The organism is Streptomyces sp. NPDC057280 (genome assembly GCF_042668605.1).
Taxonomy (GTDB): Bacteria; Actinomycetota; Actinomycetes; order Streptomycetales; family Streptomycetaceae; genus Streptomyces.
In genome coordinates, this window is the sequence record NZ_JBHUYR010000001.1 from 1,602,476 (window position 1) to 1,621,547 (window position 19,072).

Below are 19,072 nucleotides of genomic sequence, written 5' to 3' on the forward strand. Positions count from 1 at the left end.
CCCTACTCGCCCCCACGCAGGATGGAGTTGCCCTCATGGGTGGCACCGGCGGCCGGGGTGCCCTCGGAATCGAGGGCGAGGCGGCCGCTGATCCCGTAGAAGGCGACCGGGTTGCGCCACAGCACCAGGTCCACGTCGTCCTCGGTGAAGCCGTTCGCGAGCATGGCGTCGCCGACCCTGCGGGTCTTGAGCGGGTCGCTTCTCCCCCAGTCGGCGGCGGAGTTCACGAGCACCTTCTCGGAGCCGTACCGCTTGAGGATCGCGACCATCCGCTCCTCGTCCATCTTGGTGTCGGGATAGACGGAGAACCCGAGCCAGCCGCCGCTGTCCTTGGCCTCTTTGACGGTGGTCTCGTTGAGGTGGTCGAGCAGGACGTGCTCCGGGGGCAGCGCGGACTCCCGGACGACGTCGAGGGTGCGGCGCAGACCGGCCAGCTTGTCGCGGTGCGGGGTGTGCACGAGGGCGGGCAGCGCGTGGTCGGCGGCGAGCTGGAGCTGGGCGGCGAGCGCGGTGTCCTCCGCGGGGGTCATGGAGTCGTAGCCGATCTCGCCGACGGCGACGACCTGGTCCTTGACGAGATACCGGGGCAGTTCGTCGAGGACGGGCACGCAGCGCGGGTCGTTGGCCTCCTTGGGGTTGAGGGCGAGCGTGCAGTGGTGGGCGATGCCGTACTGGGCGGCGCGGAAGGGCTCCCAGCCGAGGAGGGCGTCGAAGTAGTCGAGGAAGGAAGCGGGCGAGGTGCGGGGCTGGCCGAGCCAGAAGGACGGTTCGACGACGGCGCGGACGCCTGCGGCGTGCATGGCCTCGTAGTCGTCGGTGGTGCGGGAGGTCATGTGGATGTGGGGGTCGAAGATGCGCATCAGGACTCCTCGCCGTCGGTGCCGCGCGGGCCGGGGGCGGTGGCCGGTGCGGGTGGGGTGGCCGTGGGGTCGGTCAGGGTCAGCACCCGGTGCAGGTCCGCGGGCACGGATCGGCCCGCGGCGGTGCGTTCGGCGGCGTAGTCGCCGAGCATGCGGGCGAGTTCGGCGTCGGCGTGGGCGCGCCGCTCCAGGTCGGCCACCGCCGCGACGGGAACGCCGGTGAACAGGCACTTCAGTACGGCGTGCCGCCACTGGTGGGGGTCGAGGTGCCGGGCGGTGTAGGGGCCGACGGCGGCGGCGACGAGCCGGGTGTCGTTGGTGCGCAGGGCGTCCTCGACGAGCGGGAGCGCGTCCGGGCCCGGCACGAGGTGGGGCAGGGCGTGCAGGACGGCGCGGCGTTCGGCGGCGGTGCCCTGCTGGTAGACGCGGGTCAGGGCGGCGGCGTCGGCGCGGGCCGCGTGCAGGATCAGGACGCGGGCGGCGTCGGCGTGCTCGGCACCGCAGCGCCGCCCCGCCTCGGCCAGCCGCAGCTCCCACACGGAGATGGGGCCGTGCGTGCCGGGATGGGTGCCGGCCTCGTCGAGGGCCTGGTCGAGCCAGGCGCGGGCGCCTCCGGTGAGCTGGGAGTCGAGGCGGCGGTGGAGGTCGGCGGGGTGGATGCGGGCGAGGTCGTCGCCGTCGACGGCATGCACGGGGCTGTCGTTGTCGACGCCGTGTGTGGGGCTGTCGGTGTCGCCCACGGAGCTGTCGCTGGTGGCGGTGTCCGCAGGGTTCATGGGGCTGATGCGGCTCATGGGGTGCTCCCTTCTGGGGTGGCGGAGGGATCGCCGGGACGTGGTGCGCGATCGGGGGACGCGGTGGGGCGGGCTGCCGCGCGGAGGAACGGGAGGGACTGTTCGGCGTAGTGGGGGCCGGCGTGGGAGTGGCGGGGCAGTTCGACGACGGTGAGGCCTCGGTAGCCGGTGTCGGCCAGGGCGGCGAGGACGGGCGGGAAGTCGATCTCCCCGTCCCCGAAGGGGAGGTGTTCGTGGACGCCCCGGCGCATGTCCTCGATCTGGACGTGGCGCAGCCAGGGGGCGGCGGCGCGTACGCAGGCCTCGGGAGGGAGGGGTTCGAGGCACTGGCAGTGACCGATGTCGAGGGTCAGGCCCAGCGGCTCCGGGTCGTCGAGCAGCCGGCGGAGCCGGTGGAAGTCGGCGAGGGTGGCGAGGAGATGGCCGGGTTCGGGTTCGACGGCGAGCGGCATGCCGGCGGCGGTCGCGGCGTCCAGTACCGGGGTCAGCGCCTCGGCGAGCCGCTTCCATGCCAGGTCGGTGTCGGTGCCGGCCGGGGTGATCCCGCTGAAGCAGTGCACGGCGTGGGCGCCCAGGTCGGCGGCGACCTGTACGGCACGGACGAGGAGGTCGACACGGCGGGCGCGGTCGTCGGGGTCCGGGTCCAGGAGGGACGGGCCGTGCTTGCGGCGCGGGTCGAGGACGTAGCGGGCCCCGGTCTCCACGGTGACGCCCAGACCGAGTGCCCCGAGGCGCCGGGCGACGCTTCGGGTGCGGGCGGCCAGGTCGGGGGCGAGCGGGTCCAGGTGCATGTGGTCGAGGGTCAGACCGACGCCGTCGTAGCCGAGGTCGGCGAGCAGACCGAGGGCGTCGTCGAGACGGAGGTCGGTCAGGCCGTTGGTGCCGTAGCCGAAACGGAGAGGGGTGCGGGGCCGGTGGGCGCCGGGGGCGGGGCGGGTCATGTGACGCTCACTTTCCTCGCGAACTTCCTTCCGAGCGGGGCGAGTGCGGCGACGAGGAGGGCACCGGTCCGGGCTCCGGAGCGGGCGGCGAGAGCGGCCTGGAGGGGAATGGTGGCGCGGATGCCGCTGCCGACGGCGCGTTGGGTGAGTGGGGGTGAGGGGTTGAGGGCGGCGTGGAAGTAGGGGCGGACTACGGTCGCGGCGTACGCGGCGGAGAGGGCGGTGCGCAGGGCGGTGGTGCCAAAGGTGCTTAGGGCAGTGGCTGGAGTGGCGGTCCCTGGGGCGGTGGCGGGTGGGACATGGAGGGCGGCTTGGACGACGCGAGCGGGTACGCGGCGGGCCGGCGCCGCGCGCATGCCACGCAGGGCGCCCCCGCCCCCGCGCGGGACAGCGACGTCGGCCGCGGCACCGAGCAGTCGACGGCCGGCGGCCAGGGCGGTGTCGGTGAGGGTTGATGTCGTGCGGGGGATCAGGTCGGCGTCGATCGCACCCGAGGCCGTGGTGCCCGGCAGGCCGAGGGTGGTTGCTCTCCCTCGGTCTGCCGGGAGACGCGGGGTGATCAGTCGGGTGAGAAGGGCGGTTGCGGCCAGGGCGGCCAAGGGCGGCAAGGGTGAGCCGTCTCGGGTCTCCTGGCGGGAGACGGTGGTCACCGCGAGGGTGTGGGTGCCGAGCAGGGCCGCTGAAGGGACGGCCTCGCGGGTGTGGCCGGTCGTGGCCGCGGCGCCCAGGAGCAGGTCGAGGCCGCGGGCCGTGGCCATGGCGGCCGGGCCCGCGGGGGTGTGCTTCAGGGCGAGGTCGTAGGCCCACACGGTGGTGGCCAGGGGTGCGGCCACCGCGAGGGCGGGGCGGCCGGCGCGGGCGGCGAGGGTCAGGCCGGCCGCCGTGAGGACGCAGGCGGCCGTCAGTGCCTCGGCCGGTCGGATGCGACCGGAGGGGATCGGCCGGTGGGGGCGTTCGACGGCGTCCTCCGTCCGGTCCGCCCAGTCGTTGAGGGCCATGCCGGCCTCGTACAGACAGAGGGAGGAGCCGATGGCGAGCAGGGTGCGGGAGTTGGCGTGCGCCGAGGTGGCCGCCGCGCCGGCGAGGACGTCGCCGGGGACGGTGAACAGGGCGGGCAGCCGCAGGAGTTCGGCCCAGGCACGGGCACGCCCCGACCGCCGGGAACGCACGGCTCGCCCCGGCTTCACTGCGCCCCTCCCCGCAGCCCGGCTCGGCCCGGACCGTCCTGTCCGTACGCATCACCGGGTCTGCCGAGGCTGCCGGAACCGCCCGGCTCACCCTGTCCGCCGGAACCGGCCGACCTCTTCTGTGCGTCAGAGCCCTCGGCCCGTCCCAACCGTCTCGCCCACCCCACCAACGCCTCGTACTGCTGCGCCAGCGCCGCCGGCCCCTCGCCCACCGGGTCCTTGAAATAGAAGCCGAGGTCGGTCAGGGGGCCCGACAGGCCCGCCTCGTGGGCTCGGGCCGTGAGGCGGGCCAGGTCCAGGACGAGGGGGGCCGCGAGGGCGGAGTCGCAGCCCTGCCAGATGGTCTGGAGGACCATGCGGGTGCCCAGGAAGCCGTCGAAGGCGATGTGGTCCCAGGCCGTCTTCCAGTCGCCGAGCGCCGGGACATCGTCGATGTGGACCTCGCCCTCCGGGGCCGTGCCCAGGGTGTCGGCGAGGACCCGTTCCTTGCCGGCGTTCTTCGCCGCCGCGGCGGCCGGGTCGGCGAGGGCGGCGCCGTCGGCGCCGCCGAGCAGGTTCGTCCCGGACCAGGCCCGTACGTCCAGCGCCCGCTGGGTGAACATCGGCCCGAGGACGGAGCGCAGCAGCGTCTGTCCGGTCTTGCCGTCGCGGCCCGCGTACGGGAGTCCGCTTGTCGCCGCCAAGGTGGCAAGTGCCGCGTGGTGCAGGCCCGTTGAGGGAGTGAAGTTGACGTAGGGGCAGCCCGCGCGGAGCGCTGCGGCCGCGTAGAGGGAGCTGGGCGGCAGCTCGTGGTCCGCCGGTGCCGGCTCCGTGGACGCCACGTTCACCACCACGGCGCGCGTCAGCCCACACCGTCGTACGAAGTCCTGGATGTCCGCGGCGAAGGCGGCGATCAGCTGGGCATCGGTCCGGTGGTCGCCCGGGACCGGTCCGCCCGGCCTGATCTCCGCGTCGGCGGTGGCGAGTTCGGTGGCCACGGCGGCGGGGAGGCCCGGCGGGAGGACCCCTCCGGTCGCGAGTGCCTCGGCCCGCTTCGGGAGCGGGCAGTCCACCGTGTCGTGGCCGCCGAAGACGAGGGCGGACAGCGGCGGCAGGCCGCTGCCGGCGAAGGCGGGTGTCTCGGTGACCAGCCCGGTCGGCGGGTGCAGGCCCGCGGTCACGGCGGCGGCCCCGGCCACGACGGTGGTGGCGACGGAGCCGCGCGCACCGATCAGCCAGACGCCGACCCGGGATGAGGAAAGGGGCGCGGACATGGGCAGCCTCCTTGTCGTACGCGTCACCGGTGAAACCCCCGACGGGGAAGCCCGGTCCGGAGGGTGGGAAGACGGCGGGCGGGGGTCCGGCGTCCCCCGCCCGCCGCCGCTCAGTCGCCCGGCGCGGCCTGCGCGGCCTTCACGGGCAGTTCCTTGATCCGGACGTTCCGGAAGGACACCTGGTCGTCGGCTCCGTGGTTCTGGATGCCGATGTGTCCGTCACGCAGGCTCCGGGCCGGGTCGGTGTTGGTGAAATCGTTGATCCTCACGCCGTTGAGCCAGACGCGGAGCCGTTCGCCCTCCACGCGGATCTCGTACGTGTTCCACTCCCCCGGCGGGTTCAGGGCGCGGTCGCGCTTCTTTAGGTCGGCGGACCGGAAGCCGTAGACGGAGCCCGTCGTCTTCTCGGGGACGTCCGTGGCGTCGATCTGGATCTCGTAGCCGTTGTTCACGGCGGACCACGGGTCGTCCGAGGGCGGGAAGCCCACGAACACACCGGAGTTGTCGTCGCCGGCCATCTTCCAGTCGAGCTTCAGGGAGTACGAGGTGAAGCCCGACGCGGCGTACCAGAGCATCCCCATCCCGCCCGACGAGGTGAGCGTGCCGTCGTCGGAGAGGGTGAAGGAGCCCGGACCCGCCTGCTGCCAACCGTCCAGCGAGGTGCCGTCGAACAGCGGCCGGTAGCCGTTCTCCGGGCGGCAGTCGGCATGGGCGGCGCCGATCGCGTAGCGGATTCCTCCCGCGAGGTGTTGGCGGAACAGCGGGTCGGCGTACGACTCCTTGGTGTGGCCGCCGCCCGTGTAGAAGGCGCGTCCGCCTTGGTAGTTCTGGCACCAGGCGATCGGATGGTCGCCGTTCATGGTGCCGCCGGTGTACGAGGACTCGTCGAGGGAGGCGAGGACGTGGGCCTTCTCCCGGGGGTTGGAGCGGTAGTTGTACCACTCGTCGGTCCGGTTCCAGGTCCGTGCCAGGCCCGAGGTGGCGGGGTGGGCGCGGTCCTCGACGGTGACCGTCGCGGGCTGGATCGCGGGGTGCGACTGGAAGTAGGCGCCGGCGAGCCCGCCGTAGAACTCCCAGTCGTACTCGGTGTCGGCGGCGGCGTGGATGCCGACGTAGCCGCCGCCGTGCCGGATGTAGCGCTCGAACGCGGTCTGCTGGGCGGCGTCGAGGACGTCGCCGGTGGTGGACAGGAAGACGACCGCGTCGTAACGGCGCAGGTTGCGGGAGGTGAAGGCGGCGGCGTCCTCGGTGGCGTCGACGGTGAAGCCGTTGGTCTCGCCGAGCTGCCGCACGGCCGCTATGCCTTCGGGGATGGAGTCGTGCCGGAAGCCGGCGGTCTTGGAGAAGACCAGGACTCGCTTGCCGTCGTGGCCGCCCTGTGAGGCGGCCGGTCCTGAGACACAGCCCAGGAGCACCGCGGCCCCCGCAACTGCCGTCGCCGTACGTGTGGTTGCGCGCATCGCGTGTTCCTCCTCAGGCGTGCCGGGATACACCTTCATCCCGGGCCGAGTTGACGAGCAGTCAGTTGCCGAAGGCCGCGTCGAAGGAGGTGGTCGGGGGCTCGAAGTCGTACGCCTTGAGACTGCGCAGCGCTTCGGGGGCGCCCTGGAGGCGGTCCATGCCGGCGTCCTCCCACTCCACCGAGATCGGCCCGTCGTAGCCGATGGAGCGCAGCATCCGGAAGACGTCCTCCCAGGGCACGTCGCCGTGTCCGGCGGAGACGAAGTCCCAGCCTCGGCGCGGGTCGCCCCAGGGCAGGTGCGAGCCCAGCCGGCCGTTGCGGCCGTCGAGGCGCTTGCGGGCCTCCTTGCAGTCGACGTGGTAGATCCGGTCGCGGAAGTCGTACAGGAAGCCGACCGGGTCCAGGTCCTGCCACACGAAGTGCGAGGGGTCGAAGTTCAGCCCGAACGCGGGCCGTTGGTCGACGGCTTCCAGGGCGCGCCGGGTGGTCCAGTAGTCGTAGGCGATCTCGCTGGGATGCACCTCGTGGGCGAAGCGCACGCCCTCGGCGTCGAAGACGTCCAGGATCGGGTTCCAGCGGGTGGCGAAGTCCTCGTAGCCGCGCTCGATCATCGCCTCCGGGGCGGGCGGGAACATCGCCACCAGATGCCAGATCGCCGACCCGGTGAACCCGATGACGGTGTCCACCCCGAACGCGGCCGCGGCCCGTGCGGTGTCCGCGATGCGGGCCGCCGCCCGCTGCCGCACCCCCTCCGGATCGCCGTCGCCCCAGATGTCGCCCGGCAGGATCGCCTGGTGCCGTTCGTCGATGATGGCGTCACAGACCGCTTGACCGACCAGGTGGTTGGAGATCGCCCAGCACTTCAGACCGTATTTCTCGAGGAGTTGGTGGCGGGACTTCACATAGCCGGGATCGGCGAGCGCCTTGTCGACCTCGAAGTGGTCGCCCCAGCAGGCGAGTTCGAGGCCGTCGTAGCCGAAGTCACGGGCCAGACGGCAGACCTCCTCCAGGGGGAGGTCCGCCCACTGGCCGGTGAAGAGCGTGAACTGGCGCGGCATAGGGGAAAACCCTCCTCAGACGGTGATGGGCGTGTAGACGGAGTTCTTCTGCGCGCTCTCCTCCACGGCGGCGAGGACCCGCTGCACCTGGAGGCCGTCCGCGAAGGACGGGTCGGGGCGGCGGCCCTCGGCGACCGCGTGGACGAGGTCGCGGGCCTGGTGGACGAAGCTGTGCTCGTAGCCGAGGCCGTGGCCCGGCGGCCACCAGCCCTCCAGGTAGGGGTGGTCGGGCTCGGTGACGAGGATGCGGCGGAAGCCGGCGTGCGCGCCGGGTTCGGTGCCGTCGTGGTACGAGAGTTCGTTGAGGCGTTCCAGGTCGAAGGCCAACGCGCCTTTGTCCCCGTTGAGTTCGATGCGCAGGGCGTTCTTGCGACCGGTGGCGTAGCGGGTGGCCTCGAAGGTGGCGAGGGCGCCGGAGGTGAAGCGGCCGGTGAACAGGGCGGCGTCGTCGACGGTGACCGGGGCGGTGCCTCCGGCCGACACGGCCGACAGTCCCTTCACTGCGCCGGCCGGCAGGGGCCGTTCGTGCACGAAGGTCTCGGTGATCGCGGACACCCCGGCCAGCCGCTCCCCCGCCAGGTACTGGGCGAGGTCGACGATGTGCGCGCCGAGGTCGCCGAGCGCGCCGGAGCCGGCGTACTCCTTGCGCAGCCGCCAGGTGAGCGGGAACTCCGGGTCCACGAGCCAGTCCTGGAGGTACACCACGCGCACGTGCCGCAGTTTTCCGACGCGGCCCTCGGCGATCATGTTCCGGGCGAGCGCGGTGGCGGGGACCCGGCGGTAGTTGAAGCCGACCATGGCCAACTGGCCGCGCCCATAGGCCTCTTCGGCCGCCCGCGTCATGGTCTCGGCCTCCTCGACGGAGTTCGCCAAGGGCTTCTCGCACAGCACGTGCTTGCCTGCGGCGAGGGCGGCGACGGCGATCTCGGCGTGACTGTCGCCGGGGGTGCAGATGTCGACGAGGTCGACGTCGTCGCGGGCGATCAGCGCCCGCCAGTCGGTCTCGGCCGCCGCCCAGCCGTGTTTGTCGGCCGCCGCCCGCACGGCGTCCGGGTCGCGCCCGCAGATCGCGGACAGGACCGGCTGCCGGGGCAGGTCGAAGACGTGTCCCGCGGTGCGCCAGCCCTGGGAATGGGCGGCGCCCATGAAGGCGTAACCGACCATGCCCACGCGGAGCGGCGGCTTGTCGGCGCCTTCTCCTTCTGACTGCTGCGGCTGTGCCATGCGCAATGTCCTCCTCGTCGTCGTGGCGCGGTGGGGGGTGCGGTCCGCCCGGCGGAGTCGTCCGGTCCGCCGGGCGGAGCGGCTCACTTGAAACCGGTGGACATGTACTGGTCGACGTTGGACTTGTCGACGACGGCCGAGTAGAGCGTGATCGACGCCGGGATCTCGAACTCGGCGAGGCCGCCGACGCCCTTGCTCTGGCCGAGGGCGCGGGCGAGGTCGATCGCGGAGGCGGCCATGGTCGGCGGGTACAGGACGGTCGCCTTGAGGACGCCGTCGTCCTTCTTGATGGCCTGGAAGGCGGACAGGGCGCCCGCGCCGCCGACCATCAGGAAGTCGTCGCGGCCGGCCTGCTCGATGGCGCGCAGCGCGCCGACGCCCTGATCGTCGTCGTGATTCCACAGCGCGTCGAACTTCGACTGGGCCTGGAGGAGTTGGGCCATCTTCGCCTGCCCGGACTCCACCGTGAACTCGGCGGCCTGGCGGGCCACCTTCTTGACGTTGGGGTAGTTCTTCAGGGCGTCGTCGAAGCCCTTGGTGCGCTGCTGGGTGAGCTCCAGGTTGTCGAGCCCGGCCAGCTCGATCACCCGGGCGTCCGACTTCCCCTTGAGCTTCTCGCCGATGTAGTGCCCGGCGTTGAGGCCCATGCCGTAGTTGTCGCCGCCGATCCAGCAGCGGTAGGCCTGGGGGGAGTTGAAGATGCGGTCGAGGTTGATGACGGGTATCCCGGCGCGCATCGCCTTCAGGCCGACCTGGGTGAGGGCCTTGCCGTCGGCGGGCAGGATCACCAGGACGTCGACCTTCTTGTTGATGAGGGTCTCGATCTGGCCGATCTGGGCGGCGGTGTCGTTGGAGCCCTCGGTGATCTCCAGCGTCACGTCGGAGTACTTCTTCGCCCGGCTCTTGGCGTTGTCGTTGATGGCGTTGAGCCAGCCGTGGTCGGCCTGCGGGCCGGCGAAGCCGATGGTGACGGCCTTGCCGGGCTTGTCGTCGGCGGCCGGCTGGTCGTTCGCGGCCGGTTCGTCGCCGGAGTCGTTACTCGTGCAACCTGCGAGGACGGCACCCGCGGATACGGCGGCGGCCCCGAAGAGCAGTCCTCTGCGTGTGGGGAGCTGTGTCATGGCGGTGAACCCTTTCCTCAGGTCGTGCTTGCGGTACGGCGCTGGACCAGCACGGCGGCGACGATGATCGCGCCCTTGGCGATCTGCTGGACGTCGCTCTGCAGGTTGTTCAGGGCGAAGATGTTGGTGATCGTGGTGAAGATCAGGACCCCGAGCACGGAGCCGGTGATGGTGCCGCGGCCGCCGCTGAGCAGCGTGCCGCCGATGATCGCGGCGGCGATCGCGTCGAGCTCGTAGAGGTTGCCGTTGGTGTTCTGGCCGGAGCCGGACAGGATGATCAGCAGGAAGGCGGCGATGCCGCAGCACAGTCCGGACAGCAGGTAGAGGTAGAGGCGCTGGCGGCGGACGTCGATGCCGGCGAGGCGGGCGGCCTCCGCGTTGCCGCCGACGGCGACCGTGCGGCGGCCGAAGGTGGTGCGGTTGAGGACCAGCCAGCCGATGACGGTGACGACGGCGAAGACCATGACGAGCGGCGGGATGCCGAGCACGTACGCGTCGCGCAGACCGAGGTCGAGGACGGAGTCGACGGTGACGATCTGGGTCTTGCCGTCGGTGATCTGCAGGGCGAGGCCGCGTGCCGAGGCGAGCATGGCGAGGGTGGCGATGAACGGGACCATCCCGCCGTACGCGATGAGCAGTCCGTTGACGAGGCCGCAGCCGAGGCCGACGAGCACGGCGGTGAGGAGGATGCCGCCGAAGCCGTACTCCTGGGTGGCGACCGTGGTGGCCCACACCGAGGCGAGGGCGACGATCGCGCCGACGGACAGGTCGATGCCGCCCGACATGATCACGAAGGTCATGCCGACGGTGACGACGCCGATCACGGAGGCCTGGGTGAGGACGAGCTGGAGGTTGCGGGTGTCCAGGAACTCGTCCGGCTTGGTGATGCCGCCGACCAGGATCAGCGCGGCGAGCACTCCGAGGAGGGACAGGGTACGGACGTCGGCGTGGGCGAACAGGCCACGCCAGACGGGGGGTTGACCGGCCGACGGCACCTTGCCGGTGTCGTCCCGGGGCGGGGAGGCATGCTGCGTCATGACGCCGGACTTCCTTCCATGACGAGGTCGAGTACGCGGTGTTCGTCGAGCTCGCGGGCGGGGGCGCTGTGGACGACGCGCCCCTCGCGCAGCACCAGGACACGGTCGGCCAGGCCGAGCACCTCGGGGACCTCGCTGGAGACCAGCAGCACGGCCAGGCCCTCGTCGGCCAGCCGGCGGATCACGGCGTACAGCTCGGCGCGGGCGCCGACGTCGACGCCCCGGGTCGGCTCGTCCAGCAGCAGGACCTTGCAGCCGCGCAGCAGCCAGCGGGCCAGGACGGCCTTCTGCTGGTTGCCGCCGGACAGGGTGCGCACCGGCACGGCGGGGTTGTCGGGTCGCAGCGACAGTTCCCGGGTGGCGGCCCGGGCCGCGCCCCGCTCGGCGCTCCGGTCGAGCCAACCGCCGCGCGAGAAGCGGGACATGGAGGAGACCGAGACGTTGCGGGTGACGGACTCCAGCATCAGCAGCGCCTGCGCCTTGCGTTCCTCGGGGGCGAGCCCGAGTCCGGCGCGGACGGCGGCGCGCACGCTGCCGGTCTTCAACGGCCGCCCGCCGACGCTCACTTGCCCGGCCGAGGGCTTGCGCGCCCCGTAGATCGTCTCCAGGATCTCGGAGCGTCCGGAGCCGACCAGTCCGGCGAGTCCGACGATCTCCCCGGGATGCACGGTGAGGTCGAGCGGCTCGAACTCGCCCTCCCGGGCGAGCCCGCGCACCTCGAGGACGGGGGTGCCCTCGGGGGCGGCGGCGGGCCGGTCCGGGAAGACGTACTCGACGTTGCGGCCCGTCATCAGGGCCACGACCTCGCTGGTCGGGGTCGTCTTCGCGGGCAGCCCGCCCGCGACGGCCCGGCCGTCCTTCAGCACGGTCACCCGGTCGCCGATGCGCCGGATCTCCTCCAGCCGGTGGGAGATGTAGACGACGGCGACGCCGTCGGCGGTGAGGTCGCCGACGATGCGGAACAGGTTGTCGACCTCGTCCGGGTCGAGGGCCGCGGACGGCTCGTCCATGACGATCAGCCGTACGTCGTGGGAGAGGGCGCGGGCCATGGAGACGATCTGTTGCTGGGCCGCCGACAACTCGCCGACCAGGCGCCCGGGATCGATCTCCGCGTGCCCGAGCCGCTTCAGGAGCTGGGCCGTCGAGGCTCGCGCGCTCCTCCTTCGCACGACGAAGCCGGCGGCCGTCGGCTCATGGCCGAGGTGGACGTTCTCGGCCACGGACAGGTGCTCCACCAGGTCGAGTTCCTGGTAGATGGTGGCGATGCCGAGGCGCATGGCGGCGATCGGCGAGCGCAGGGTGACCGGCTCGCCGCGCCAGCTGATCACGCCGTCGTCGGGCTGGTGGGCACCGGCCAGCACCTTGATGAGGGTGGACTTCCCGGCCCCGTTCTGACCGAGGAGGCAGTGCACTTCACCGGCCTGGACGTCGAGGTCGACGCCGTCGAGGGCCCGGACTCCGGGGAAGGACTTGGTGATGCCGGACATGGTGAGCAGCGGAGGTTCTGGTGCCATGCGGATTCCCCTTGGCGGGCGTGCGGGCCGGTTTCAGGGCAGGGCGAAGCAGCGGGTGCGAGGGCAGGGCGAGGCAGCGAGTCGTACGGAGTGACGCGCGACGAGGTGGATGGCGAGTCGTACGGAGTGACGCGCGACGAGGTGGATGGCGAGTCGTACGGAGTGACGCGTGACGAGGTGGGTTACGCGGGCGAGAACAGGTGGTCGCTGATCAGCCGGGCCGCGCCGATGACTCCGGCGGTGGGGCCCAACTCCCCGAGAACGATGGGCAGGTTGCCGGTCGCGAGCGGCAGCGACTGGCGGTAGACCTGGGTGCGGATGGCGGCCAGCAGGGTGTGGCCGAGGCCGGTCACGCCGCCGCCGATCACCACCAGGCCGGGGTTGAAGAAGCTGACCAGGCCGGCGATGACCTGGCCGGTGTGGTTGCCGCCCTCACGGATCAGGTCGAGGGCGGTGGCGTCACCGGCGGCGGCCGCCGCGGCGACGTCGACGGCGGTCAGGGTGCCGTTGGTCTCCAGCCGGCCGGCGAGTTCCGCCGACCGCCCCTGCTGGGCCGCCTCCACGGCGTCCCGGGCGAGCGCGGCGCCGCTGAAGTGGGCTTCCAGGCAGCCCCGGTTGCCGCAGGCGCAGGGCCGCCCGTCGGGCACGGCCTGAATGTGCCCGATGTCGCCCGCGCTACCGGTGACACCCCGGTGGACACCCCCGCCCACCACGATGCCGCACCCGATACCGGTACCGATCTTCACGCACAGGAAGTCACCCACGGAACGCGCGACACCCGCATGCTGCTCCCCCATCGCCATCAGGTTCACGTCGTTGTCGACCATCACCGGACAGCCCAGCTCCTGACTGAGCGCCTCCCGCACCGGGAAACCGTCCCAGCCCGGCATGATCGGCGGCGCCACCGGCACACCCTCCGGGAAACGCACCGGCCCCGGAACACCGATACCGGCCCCGTCGAAACCCTCCGCAAGCCCGGTGGCCTTCAACTTCGCCGCCATGGACAGGACCTGCTCGAACACCGCGACCGGACCCTCACGGACATCCATCGGCTGGTTGAGATGACCGAGGATCTCCAGCTCCGCATTGGTGACGGCCACGTCGACCGAGGTCGCACCGATGTCGACACCGAGGAAACGCAGCCCCGGGTTGAGCCGGATGTTGTGGGAACGGCGGCCACCGCGCGAGGCGGCGAGCCCATCGGCCACCACCAGGCCCGTCTCCAGCAGCCGGTCCACCTCCACGGCCAGCTTCGACCGCGACAGATCCACCAGGTCGCCCAACTGCGCCCGGGAGTTGGGACCCCCGTCGCGCAGCAGCTTGAGCAGCCGGGCCTGATGCGTGTTGGCGGGACGTGCCGTCATACGTCTCACTTGCCCCTCCCCGCCTCGACCGGCCGACTGCCGTCGTGCTTTCGAGGGGAACGTAGCAGCGGCTGCCGTACCTGGGAAGAAGCTGTGCACGAATTGATGTCGACTTCTTCCACTCACAGGACAAAGAAAGGGTGCCGGGCCGTCCGGTGCGGCCCGGCACCGCGTCCCTCATACGATCTGATCATCATCGACACAGGGGGACCACATGAACTCCGCAGTGGAGGAACCGGACCGCAGGGTCACGACGCTCGAGCTCTTCTTCGACCTCGTCTTCGTCTTCACCCTCACCCAGCTCACCGTGCTGCTCGCCGGTGACCTGTCCTTCGCCACGGCCGCTCGCGTCGCGCTCATCTTCCTCGTGCTGTTCTGGATGTACGGGGCCTACGCGTACCTCACCAACCAGGTCCCGCCGGACCGCCCGTCACGGCGGCTGGGGCTCATGCTCGGCATGGGCGGGTTCATGGTCTGCGCGCTGGCGGTCCCCCGCGTCTTCGACGACACCGGCGTGGTCTTCGGGCTCGGCTTCCTGCTGGTGGTCGTCGTACACACCGCGCTCTACACCCGCAGCCACGGCCGGGACTCGATCTGGTACGGCGTCCCGAACGCGCTGGCCGGCGTCTCGGTGACGGTCGCGGGCCTGCTGGACGGTTTGGCCGCGGACGGGCTGTGGGTGCTCGCGCTGGCGTTGCAGTTCGTGACGCCGTACATCGCCGAGCGCGGTCCCGGCCGGGCCGACGGCCGCACTCCCGAGGCACTGCGTGCCCAGCTCGGCAGCCTGAACCCCGCGCACTTCGTGGAGCGGCACGGGCTGCTGCTCATCGTCGCGTTCGGTGAGTCCGTCATCGCGATCGGCATCGGCATCGGCGATCTGCCGCTCACGGCGGGCCTGTTCGGCGGCGCGTTCCTGGCACTCGCCCTGGCGACCGCGCTGTGGTGGACGTACTTCGTCCGGGACGAGGAACGGGCGGAGGAGGTCTTCCGCGCCACGCCCGCGGCGGCCCGTTTCCGGCTGGCGATGAACGCGTACTACTACGCCTTCCTGCCGATGCTGCTCGGCATCGCCTTCCTCGCGGCGGGCGTGAAGAAGACCCTCGGCCATCTCACCGAACACCTCCACACCGGCCCGGCGTTGGCCCTCGCGGGCGGCGTCGCCCTCTTCCTCGCCGGTGACGTGGCGTTCCGCGCGACCCTGCGCCTGCACCCCGTCCGCTTCCGCGCGACGGCAGCGCCGGTGGCCCTGGCGGCGGCACTGCTGGGTGTGCGGACGTCGGCGGTGGTCGAACTGCTCGCCTTGGTGGCGCTGTTGGTGACGATGCTGGCGGTGGAGGCACGGTGGGGCGAGAGGGACCGGGAGCCGGCACGGATCGGGGTGAGGGCCACGCCGACTCCGGACTGAGGCCCCACCGACCCGGACGGGACTGGGGGCGCACCCGACCCCGGACGGAACTGAGGGCCCGCCCGACCCCCGACGGAACTGCGGGCCACTCGCCCCCGGACGGAACTGCGGACCCGCCCGACCCCGGACGGAACTGAGGGCCCACCCGACCCCCGACGGAACTGAGGGCCCGCCCGACCCCGGACGGAACTGCGGGCCACCCGCCCCCGGACGGGTCTGCGGCCCCACGCGCCCTCGGACGGAACTGAGGGCCCACCCCGCCCCGGACGGGACCGAGGACCCACCCAACCCCTGACCTGCGCCTCAAAACTCGACGTGGGGAGGGACCGGTCCCACCCCTCCCCAACTCCCGGCCTACGCCTAGGACTTCGCGCGGGCGTGATACGAGCGGCGGGTGTGCTCCGTGTGTTCGCGCATGAGGCGGCTCGCCAGCGCCTCGTCCCGTGCCTCGATCGCGGCGATCAGTTCGCGGTGCTCGATCCAGGACTGCTGTCCGCGCTGCCGCGCCACCGGCGTGTAGTACCAGCGCACCCGCCGGTCGACCTGGGCGGCCAGCTCCGCGAGGACCGTGTTGCCCGCCAGCCGCATGATCGTGGCGTGGAAACGGGCGTTGAGGACGACGGCCGCGTCCACGTCGTCCGCGGCGACGGCCGCGAGGCCCTCCGCCAGGATGTCCCGCAGGGCCGCGACACCGGCACTGTCCGCGTCGACCGCGGCGAGCCGGGCCGCCTCGGCCTCCAACAACGTGCGTACGGTGAGGAGTTGGTCGGCCTCTTCGTCGGTGGGCTCGTGCACGAACGCGCCCTGGGCGGGCCGCAGATCGACCCACCCCTCGGTGTTCAGCCGCTGCAGCGCCTCGCGCACCGGCTGACGCGAGACGCCGAGGTGCCCGGCGAGCTCGCTCTCGACGAGATGCTGGCCGGGCTGGAGAGCCCGGGTGGTGATGAGTTCGAGGAGTGCCTCGTAGACACGGTCGCGCAGCGGGCCGGGACGTTCGAGCTTGGGCACCGCACCCTGTGGCAGGCCAGTCGTCGACAACATCGGTCCGTCCCTCCGGGCAGCGCGGGCACTTGCAGCCGAAAGCCAGTATGAATTGGCTTTCGTCTACAGTCTACGGCGCCTTCCTGTCATGAGCGCCTCACGGGCACCGCACGACCTGCCCCGCGTACGACAGGTTCCCCCCGAACCCGAACAGAAGCACCGGGTCCCCGGAGGACAGCGCCCCCTGCTCGACCAGCTTGGAGAAGGCGAGCGGAATGCTGGCCGCCGACGTGTTGCCCGACTCGGCGACATCGCGGGCCACGACCGCGTTGACGGCGCCGATCTTCTGGGCGAGAGGCTCGATGATCCGCAGATTGGCCTGGTGCAGCACGACCCCGGCGAGGTCCTCGGGCGCGAGCCCCGCCTTCTCGCAGGCCTTGCGGGCGATCGGCGGCAGCTGGGTGGTCGCCCACCGGTACACGCTCTGCCCCTCCTGGGCGAACCGCGCGGGCTGCCCCTCGATGCGCACCGCGTGCCCCATCTCGGGCACCGACCCCCACAGCACCGGCCCGATGCCGGCCTCGTCGCCCGGCGGGCAGGCCTCGACGACCGCGGCCCCCGCCCCGTCCCCGACGAGCACACAGGTGGTGCGGTCGGTCCAGTCGGTGACCTCGGACATCTTGTCGGCGCCGATGACGAGCGCCCGTGTCGCCGCCCCGGCCCGCACGGTGTGGTCGGCGGTGGCGAGCGCATGGGTGAAGCCCGCGCACACCACGTTGACGTCCATAGCGGCCGGCGAGGGGATGCCGAGCCGGGAGGCGACCCGGGCGGCCATGTTCGGGGACCGGTCGACGGCCGTCGACGTCGCCACCAGGACCAGGTCGATGTCACCGGGCACGAGCCCGGCGGCGGCGAGCGCCTTGGCGGCGGCGTGCGCGGCCAGCTCGTCGACGGGCTCGTCGGGCCCGGCGATGTGCCGCGTACGGATGCCCACCCGGCTCCTGATCCACTCGTCGCTGGTGTCCACCATGCCCGCCAGGTCCTCGTTGGTGAGTACCTTGGCGGGCTGGTAGTGCCCGACGGCGGCGATACGCGAGCCGTTCATTGGGGGTCCCCCTCGTGAAAACTTGGGTAGCGGGATCCACCAGTCTGGTGAGTGACTCACCGGTACGGCGTCAGGTAAGGCGACAGGAATCGGGCGCCCGGGTTGTCGGCTTCTGTCAGGCCCTCGGACGCCCGAACAGCTACCGAACAGTCACCCGGTGAACAGCTGCGTCGCCTTCTGTACGAGCTCGTACACCCCGTAGGCGAGCGGCACCCCCACCCAGAGCCAGGCGAAGGCGATCAGCGGCCGCCGGTCAGGCGGACTCTGCGGACTGCTGTCGTGCTGCGACATCGGCGGCCTCCCTCGGTGCGGGGATGTGGTGACGGGAGTGGACGGGCCGGACCAGCTCGTTGGCGACGAACCCGACCGCCAGCAGCCCGATCATGATGAACAGGGACAGGGTGTAGAGGGAGGAACCGCTCTTGCCGGCCTCCTCCTGCCGGTCGGCGATCCAGTTCACGATCAGCGGCCCGAGCACACCGGCCGTGGACCAGGCGGTGAGCAGCCGTCCGTGGATGGCGCCGACCTGGTACGTCCCGAAGAGGTCCTTCAGATAGGCGGGGATCGTGGCGAAGCCACCACCGTAGAAGGACAGGATCACCAGCGCGCAGAGCACGAACACCGGCTTGGACGAGTCGCCGACCAGCGCGATGAGCAGGTACATCAGCGCACCCACGCCCAGGTAGAGGCGGTAGATGTTCTTGCGGCCGATCAGGTCCGAGGTGGACGACCAGCCGATCCGGCCCGCCATGTTGGCCGCCGACAGCAGCGCGACGAAACCGGCCGCGGCGGACGCTGACACCGTTGTCGAACTGTCCTTGAAGAAGTCCGTGATCATCGGGGCGGCCTTCTCCAGGATGCCGATGCCCGCGGTCACGTTCATGCAGAGCACGACCCACAGGCTCCAGAACTGCGGGGTGCGCACGGCACTGCGCGCCGAGACCTGCGGCCCGGAGGTGACGCTGGGCGCCCCCTCCACCGGCTTCTCGGTACGCGGTACGCGTACGAGCAGCACGCCGAGGGTCATGAAGACGGCGTACGACAGGCCGTGCACGAGGAACGCCAGCGCGATCCCGGAGCTGTCGGAGCCGAACGACTCCAGCATCTGCGCCGACCAGGGCGAGGCGATCAGCGCGCCGCCGCCGAAGCCCATGATGGCGATGCCGGTGGCCATGCCGGGCCGGTCCGGGAACCACTTGATCAGGGTGGAGACGGGCGAGATGTAGCCGATGCCGAGGCCGATGCCGCCGACGAAACCGTAGCCGAGGACGATCAGCCAGTACTGCTCGGTGGCCGCGCCCAGCGCGGAGAGCAGGAACCCGGACGAGAAGCAGATGAGCGCGACGGTCATGGCCCAGCGCGGCCCGTTGCGCTCCACGAGCGTGCCGCCGAAGGCGGCGGACAGGCCGAGCATGACGATGCCGAGCTGGAAGGGCAGGGCGCTCTGGGTGCCGCTCAGACCGAGGGCGGACTCCAGAGGCGGCTTGAACACGGACCAGGCGTAGGCCTGACCGATGGAGAGGTGGACCGAGAGGGCGGCGGGGGGAACGAGCCAACGGCTCCAGCCGGCCGGTGCGACAGGGGGACTCATGATCCCGGACAGTAGGGAGATACACGGGAGTTGAGAAGGCGGCACGTCGACCGTATGCGATGAGCGGTATGCGGGGCGCGCCGAACGGTCGGGGCATCCGGTGTCCGGGCGCGGTCGCGCGGCGGTCCACCGCCGCGCGAACCCTTGCCGCCCTGGGTTACATACTGTAGACAAT

At 71.8% G+C, this 19,072-nt stretch carries 17 protein-coding genes; 1 reads left to right on the top strand and 16 read right to left on the bottom strand.

Annotation, left to right across the window (positions count from 1 at the left end; genetic code table 11):
• Nucleotides 1-2: 2 nt before the first annotated feature.
• From ACFUO4_RS07310 to ACFUO4_RS07365, 12 genes are all read right to left on the bottom strand, one after another.
• Nucleotides 3-860 (bottom strand): TatD family hydrolase, encoded by an 858-nt coding sequence (locus ACFUO4_RS07310; RefSeq protein WP_383480718.1) that lies wholly within the window; start codon nt 858-860, stop codon nt 3-5.
• Nucleotides 860-1,654 carry an EboA domain-containing protein gene (locus ACFUO4_RS07315; protein WP_383480721.1) on the bottom strand — a complete coding sequence of 265 codons (795 nt, stop codon included), beginning with the start codon at nt 1,652-1,654 and terminating at the stop codon, nt 860-862. The genes ACFUO4_RS07310 and ACFUO4_RS07315 overlap by 1 nt, the downstream gene beginning before the upstream one ends.
• Complete coding sequence (locus tag ACFUO4_RS07320) at nt 1,651-2,595, bottom strand: sugar phosphate isomerase/epimerase family protein (RefSeq protein ID WP_383480724.1); 945 nt, start codon at nt 2,593-2,595, stop codon at nt 1,651-1,653. The genes ACFUO4_RS07315 and ACFUO4_RS07320 overlap by 4 nt, the downstream gene beginning before the upstream one ends.
• Nucleotides 2,592-3,782 (bottom strand): SCO3242 family prenyltransferase, encoded by a 1,191-nt coding sequence (locus tag ACFUO4_RS07325; RefSeq protein ID WP_383480727.1) that lies wholly within the window; start codon nt 3,780-3,782, stop codon nt 2,592-2,594. Before ACFUO4_RS07325 ends, ACFUO4_RS07320 begins: the two co-directional genes overlap by 4 nt.
• Nucleotides 3,779-5,035, bottom strand: a complete 1,257-nt coding sequence (locus ACFUO4_RS07330; protein ID WP_383480730.1) for an inositol-3-phosphate synthase — start codon at nt 5,033-5,035, stop codon at nt 3,779-3,781. The genes ACFUO4_RS07325 and ACFUO4_RS07330 overlap by 4 nt, the downstream gene beginning before the upstream one ends.
• A 110-nt stretch (nt 5,036-5,145) precedes the next feature.
• Nucleotides 5,146-6,495 (bottom strand): ThuA domain-containing protein, encoded by a 1,350-nt coding sequence (locus tag ACFUO4_RS07335; protein WP_383480733.1) that lies wholly within the window; start codon nt 6,493-6,495, stop codon nt 5,146-5,148.
• A gap of 61 nt (nt 6,496-6,556) precedes the next feature.
• Nucleotides 6,557-7,555, bottom strand: coding sequence for a sugar phosphate isomerase/epimerase family protein (locus ACFUO4_RS07340; protein WP_383480736.1), 999 nt, complete (start codon nt 7,553-7,555; stop codon nt 6,557-6,559).
• A gap of 15 nt (nt 7,556-7,570) precedes the next feature.
• Nucleotides 7,571-8,779 (bottom strand): Gfo/Idh/MocA family protein, encoded by a 1,209-nt coding sequence (locus tag ACFUO4_RS07345; protein ID WP_383480739.1) that lies wholly within the window; start codon nt 8,777-8,779, stop codon nt 7,571-7,573.
• Nucleotides 8,780-8,862: 83 nt separating this feature from the next.
• Nucleotides 8,863-9,900, bottom strand: a complete 1,038-nt coding sequence (locus ACFUO4_RS07350) for a substrate-binding domain-containing protein (RefSeq protein ID WP_383480742.1) — start codon at nt 9,898-9,900, stop codon at nt 8,863-8,865.
• A gap of 17 nt (nt 9,901-9,917) precedes the next feature.
• A complete protein-coding gene (locus tag ACFUO4_RS07355) occupies nt 9,918-10,937 on the bottom strand; it encodes an ABC transporter permease (RefSeq protein ID WP_079309428.1) in 1,020 nt (339 codons plus the stop codon).
• On the bottom strand, nt 10,934-12,451 hold the full coding sequence (locus tag ACFUO4_RS07360) for a sugar ABC transporter ATP-binding protein (RefSeq protein ID WP_383480745.1): 1,518 nt from the start codon (nt 12,449-12,451) through the stop codon (nt 10,934-10,936). Before ACFUO4_RS07360 ends, ACFUO4_RS07355 begins: the two co-directional genes overlap by 4 nt.
• A gap of 182 nt (nt 12,452-12,633) precedes the next feature.
• A complete protein-coding gene (locus tag ACFUO4_RS07365; RefSeq protein ID WP_383482350.1) occupies nt 12,634-13,815 on the bottom strand; it encodes an ROK family protein in 1,182 nt (393 codons plus the stop codon).
• A 214-nt stretch (nt 13,816-14,029) separates the two neighbouring features.
• Between ACFUO4_RS07365 and ACFUO4_RS07370 the strand changes: the two genes are divergently transcribed.
• Nucleotides 14,030-15,220, top strand: a complete 1,191-nt coding sequence (locus ACFUO4_RS07370; RefSeq protein WP_383480748.1) for a low temperature requirement protein A — start codon at nt 14,030-14,032, stop codon at nt 15,218-15,220.
• A gap of 360 nt (nt 15,221-15,580) precedes the next feature.
• Here the strand turns inward: ACFUO4_RS07370 and ACFUO4_RS07375 are convergent, their stop codons facing one another.
• The 4 genes from ACFUO4_RS07375 to ACFUO4_RS07390 all read right to left on the bottom strand — a co-directional run bounded on the left by ACFUO4_RS07375 (nt 15,581) and on the right by ACFUO4_RS07390 (nt 18,897).
• The gene (locus ACFUO4_RS07375; protein WP_383482353.1) at nt 15,581-16,258 is read right to left on the bottom strand and encodes a GntR family transcriptional regulator; all 678 of its coding nucleotides are present in this window, start codon (nt 16,256-16,258) and stop codon (nt 15,581-15,583) included.
• Between the two features lie 100 nt (nt 16,259-16,358).
• The gene (locus ACFUO4_RS07380) at nt 16,359-17,306 is read right to left on the bottom strand and encodes a beta-ketoacyl-ACP synthase III (RefSeq protein WP_383480751.1); all 948 of its coding nucleotides are present in this window, start codon (nt 17,304-17,306) and stop codon (nt 16,359-16,361) included.
• Between the two features lie 150 nt (nt 17,307-17,456).
• Nucleotides 17,457-17,597 (bottom strand): hypothetical protein, encoded by a 141-nt coding sequence (locus ACFUO4_RS07385; RefSeq protein WP_179143552.1) that lies wholly within the window; start codon nt 17,595-17,597, stop codon nt 17,457-17,459.
• The gene (locus ACFUO4_RS07390; RefSeq protein ID WP_383480754.1) at nt 17,560-18,897 is read right to left on the bottom strand and encodes an OFA family MFS transporter; all 1,338 of its coding nucleotides are present in this window, start codon (nt 18,895-18,897) and stop codon (nt 17,560-17,562) included. The genes ACFUO4_RS07385 and ACFUO4_RS07390 overlap by 38 nt, the downstream gene beginning before the upstream one ends.
• Nucleotides 18,898-19,072 lie beyond the last annotated feature (175 nt).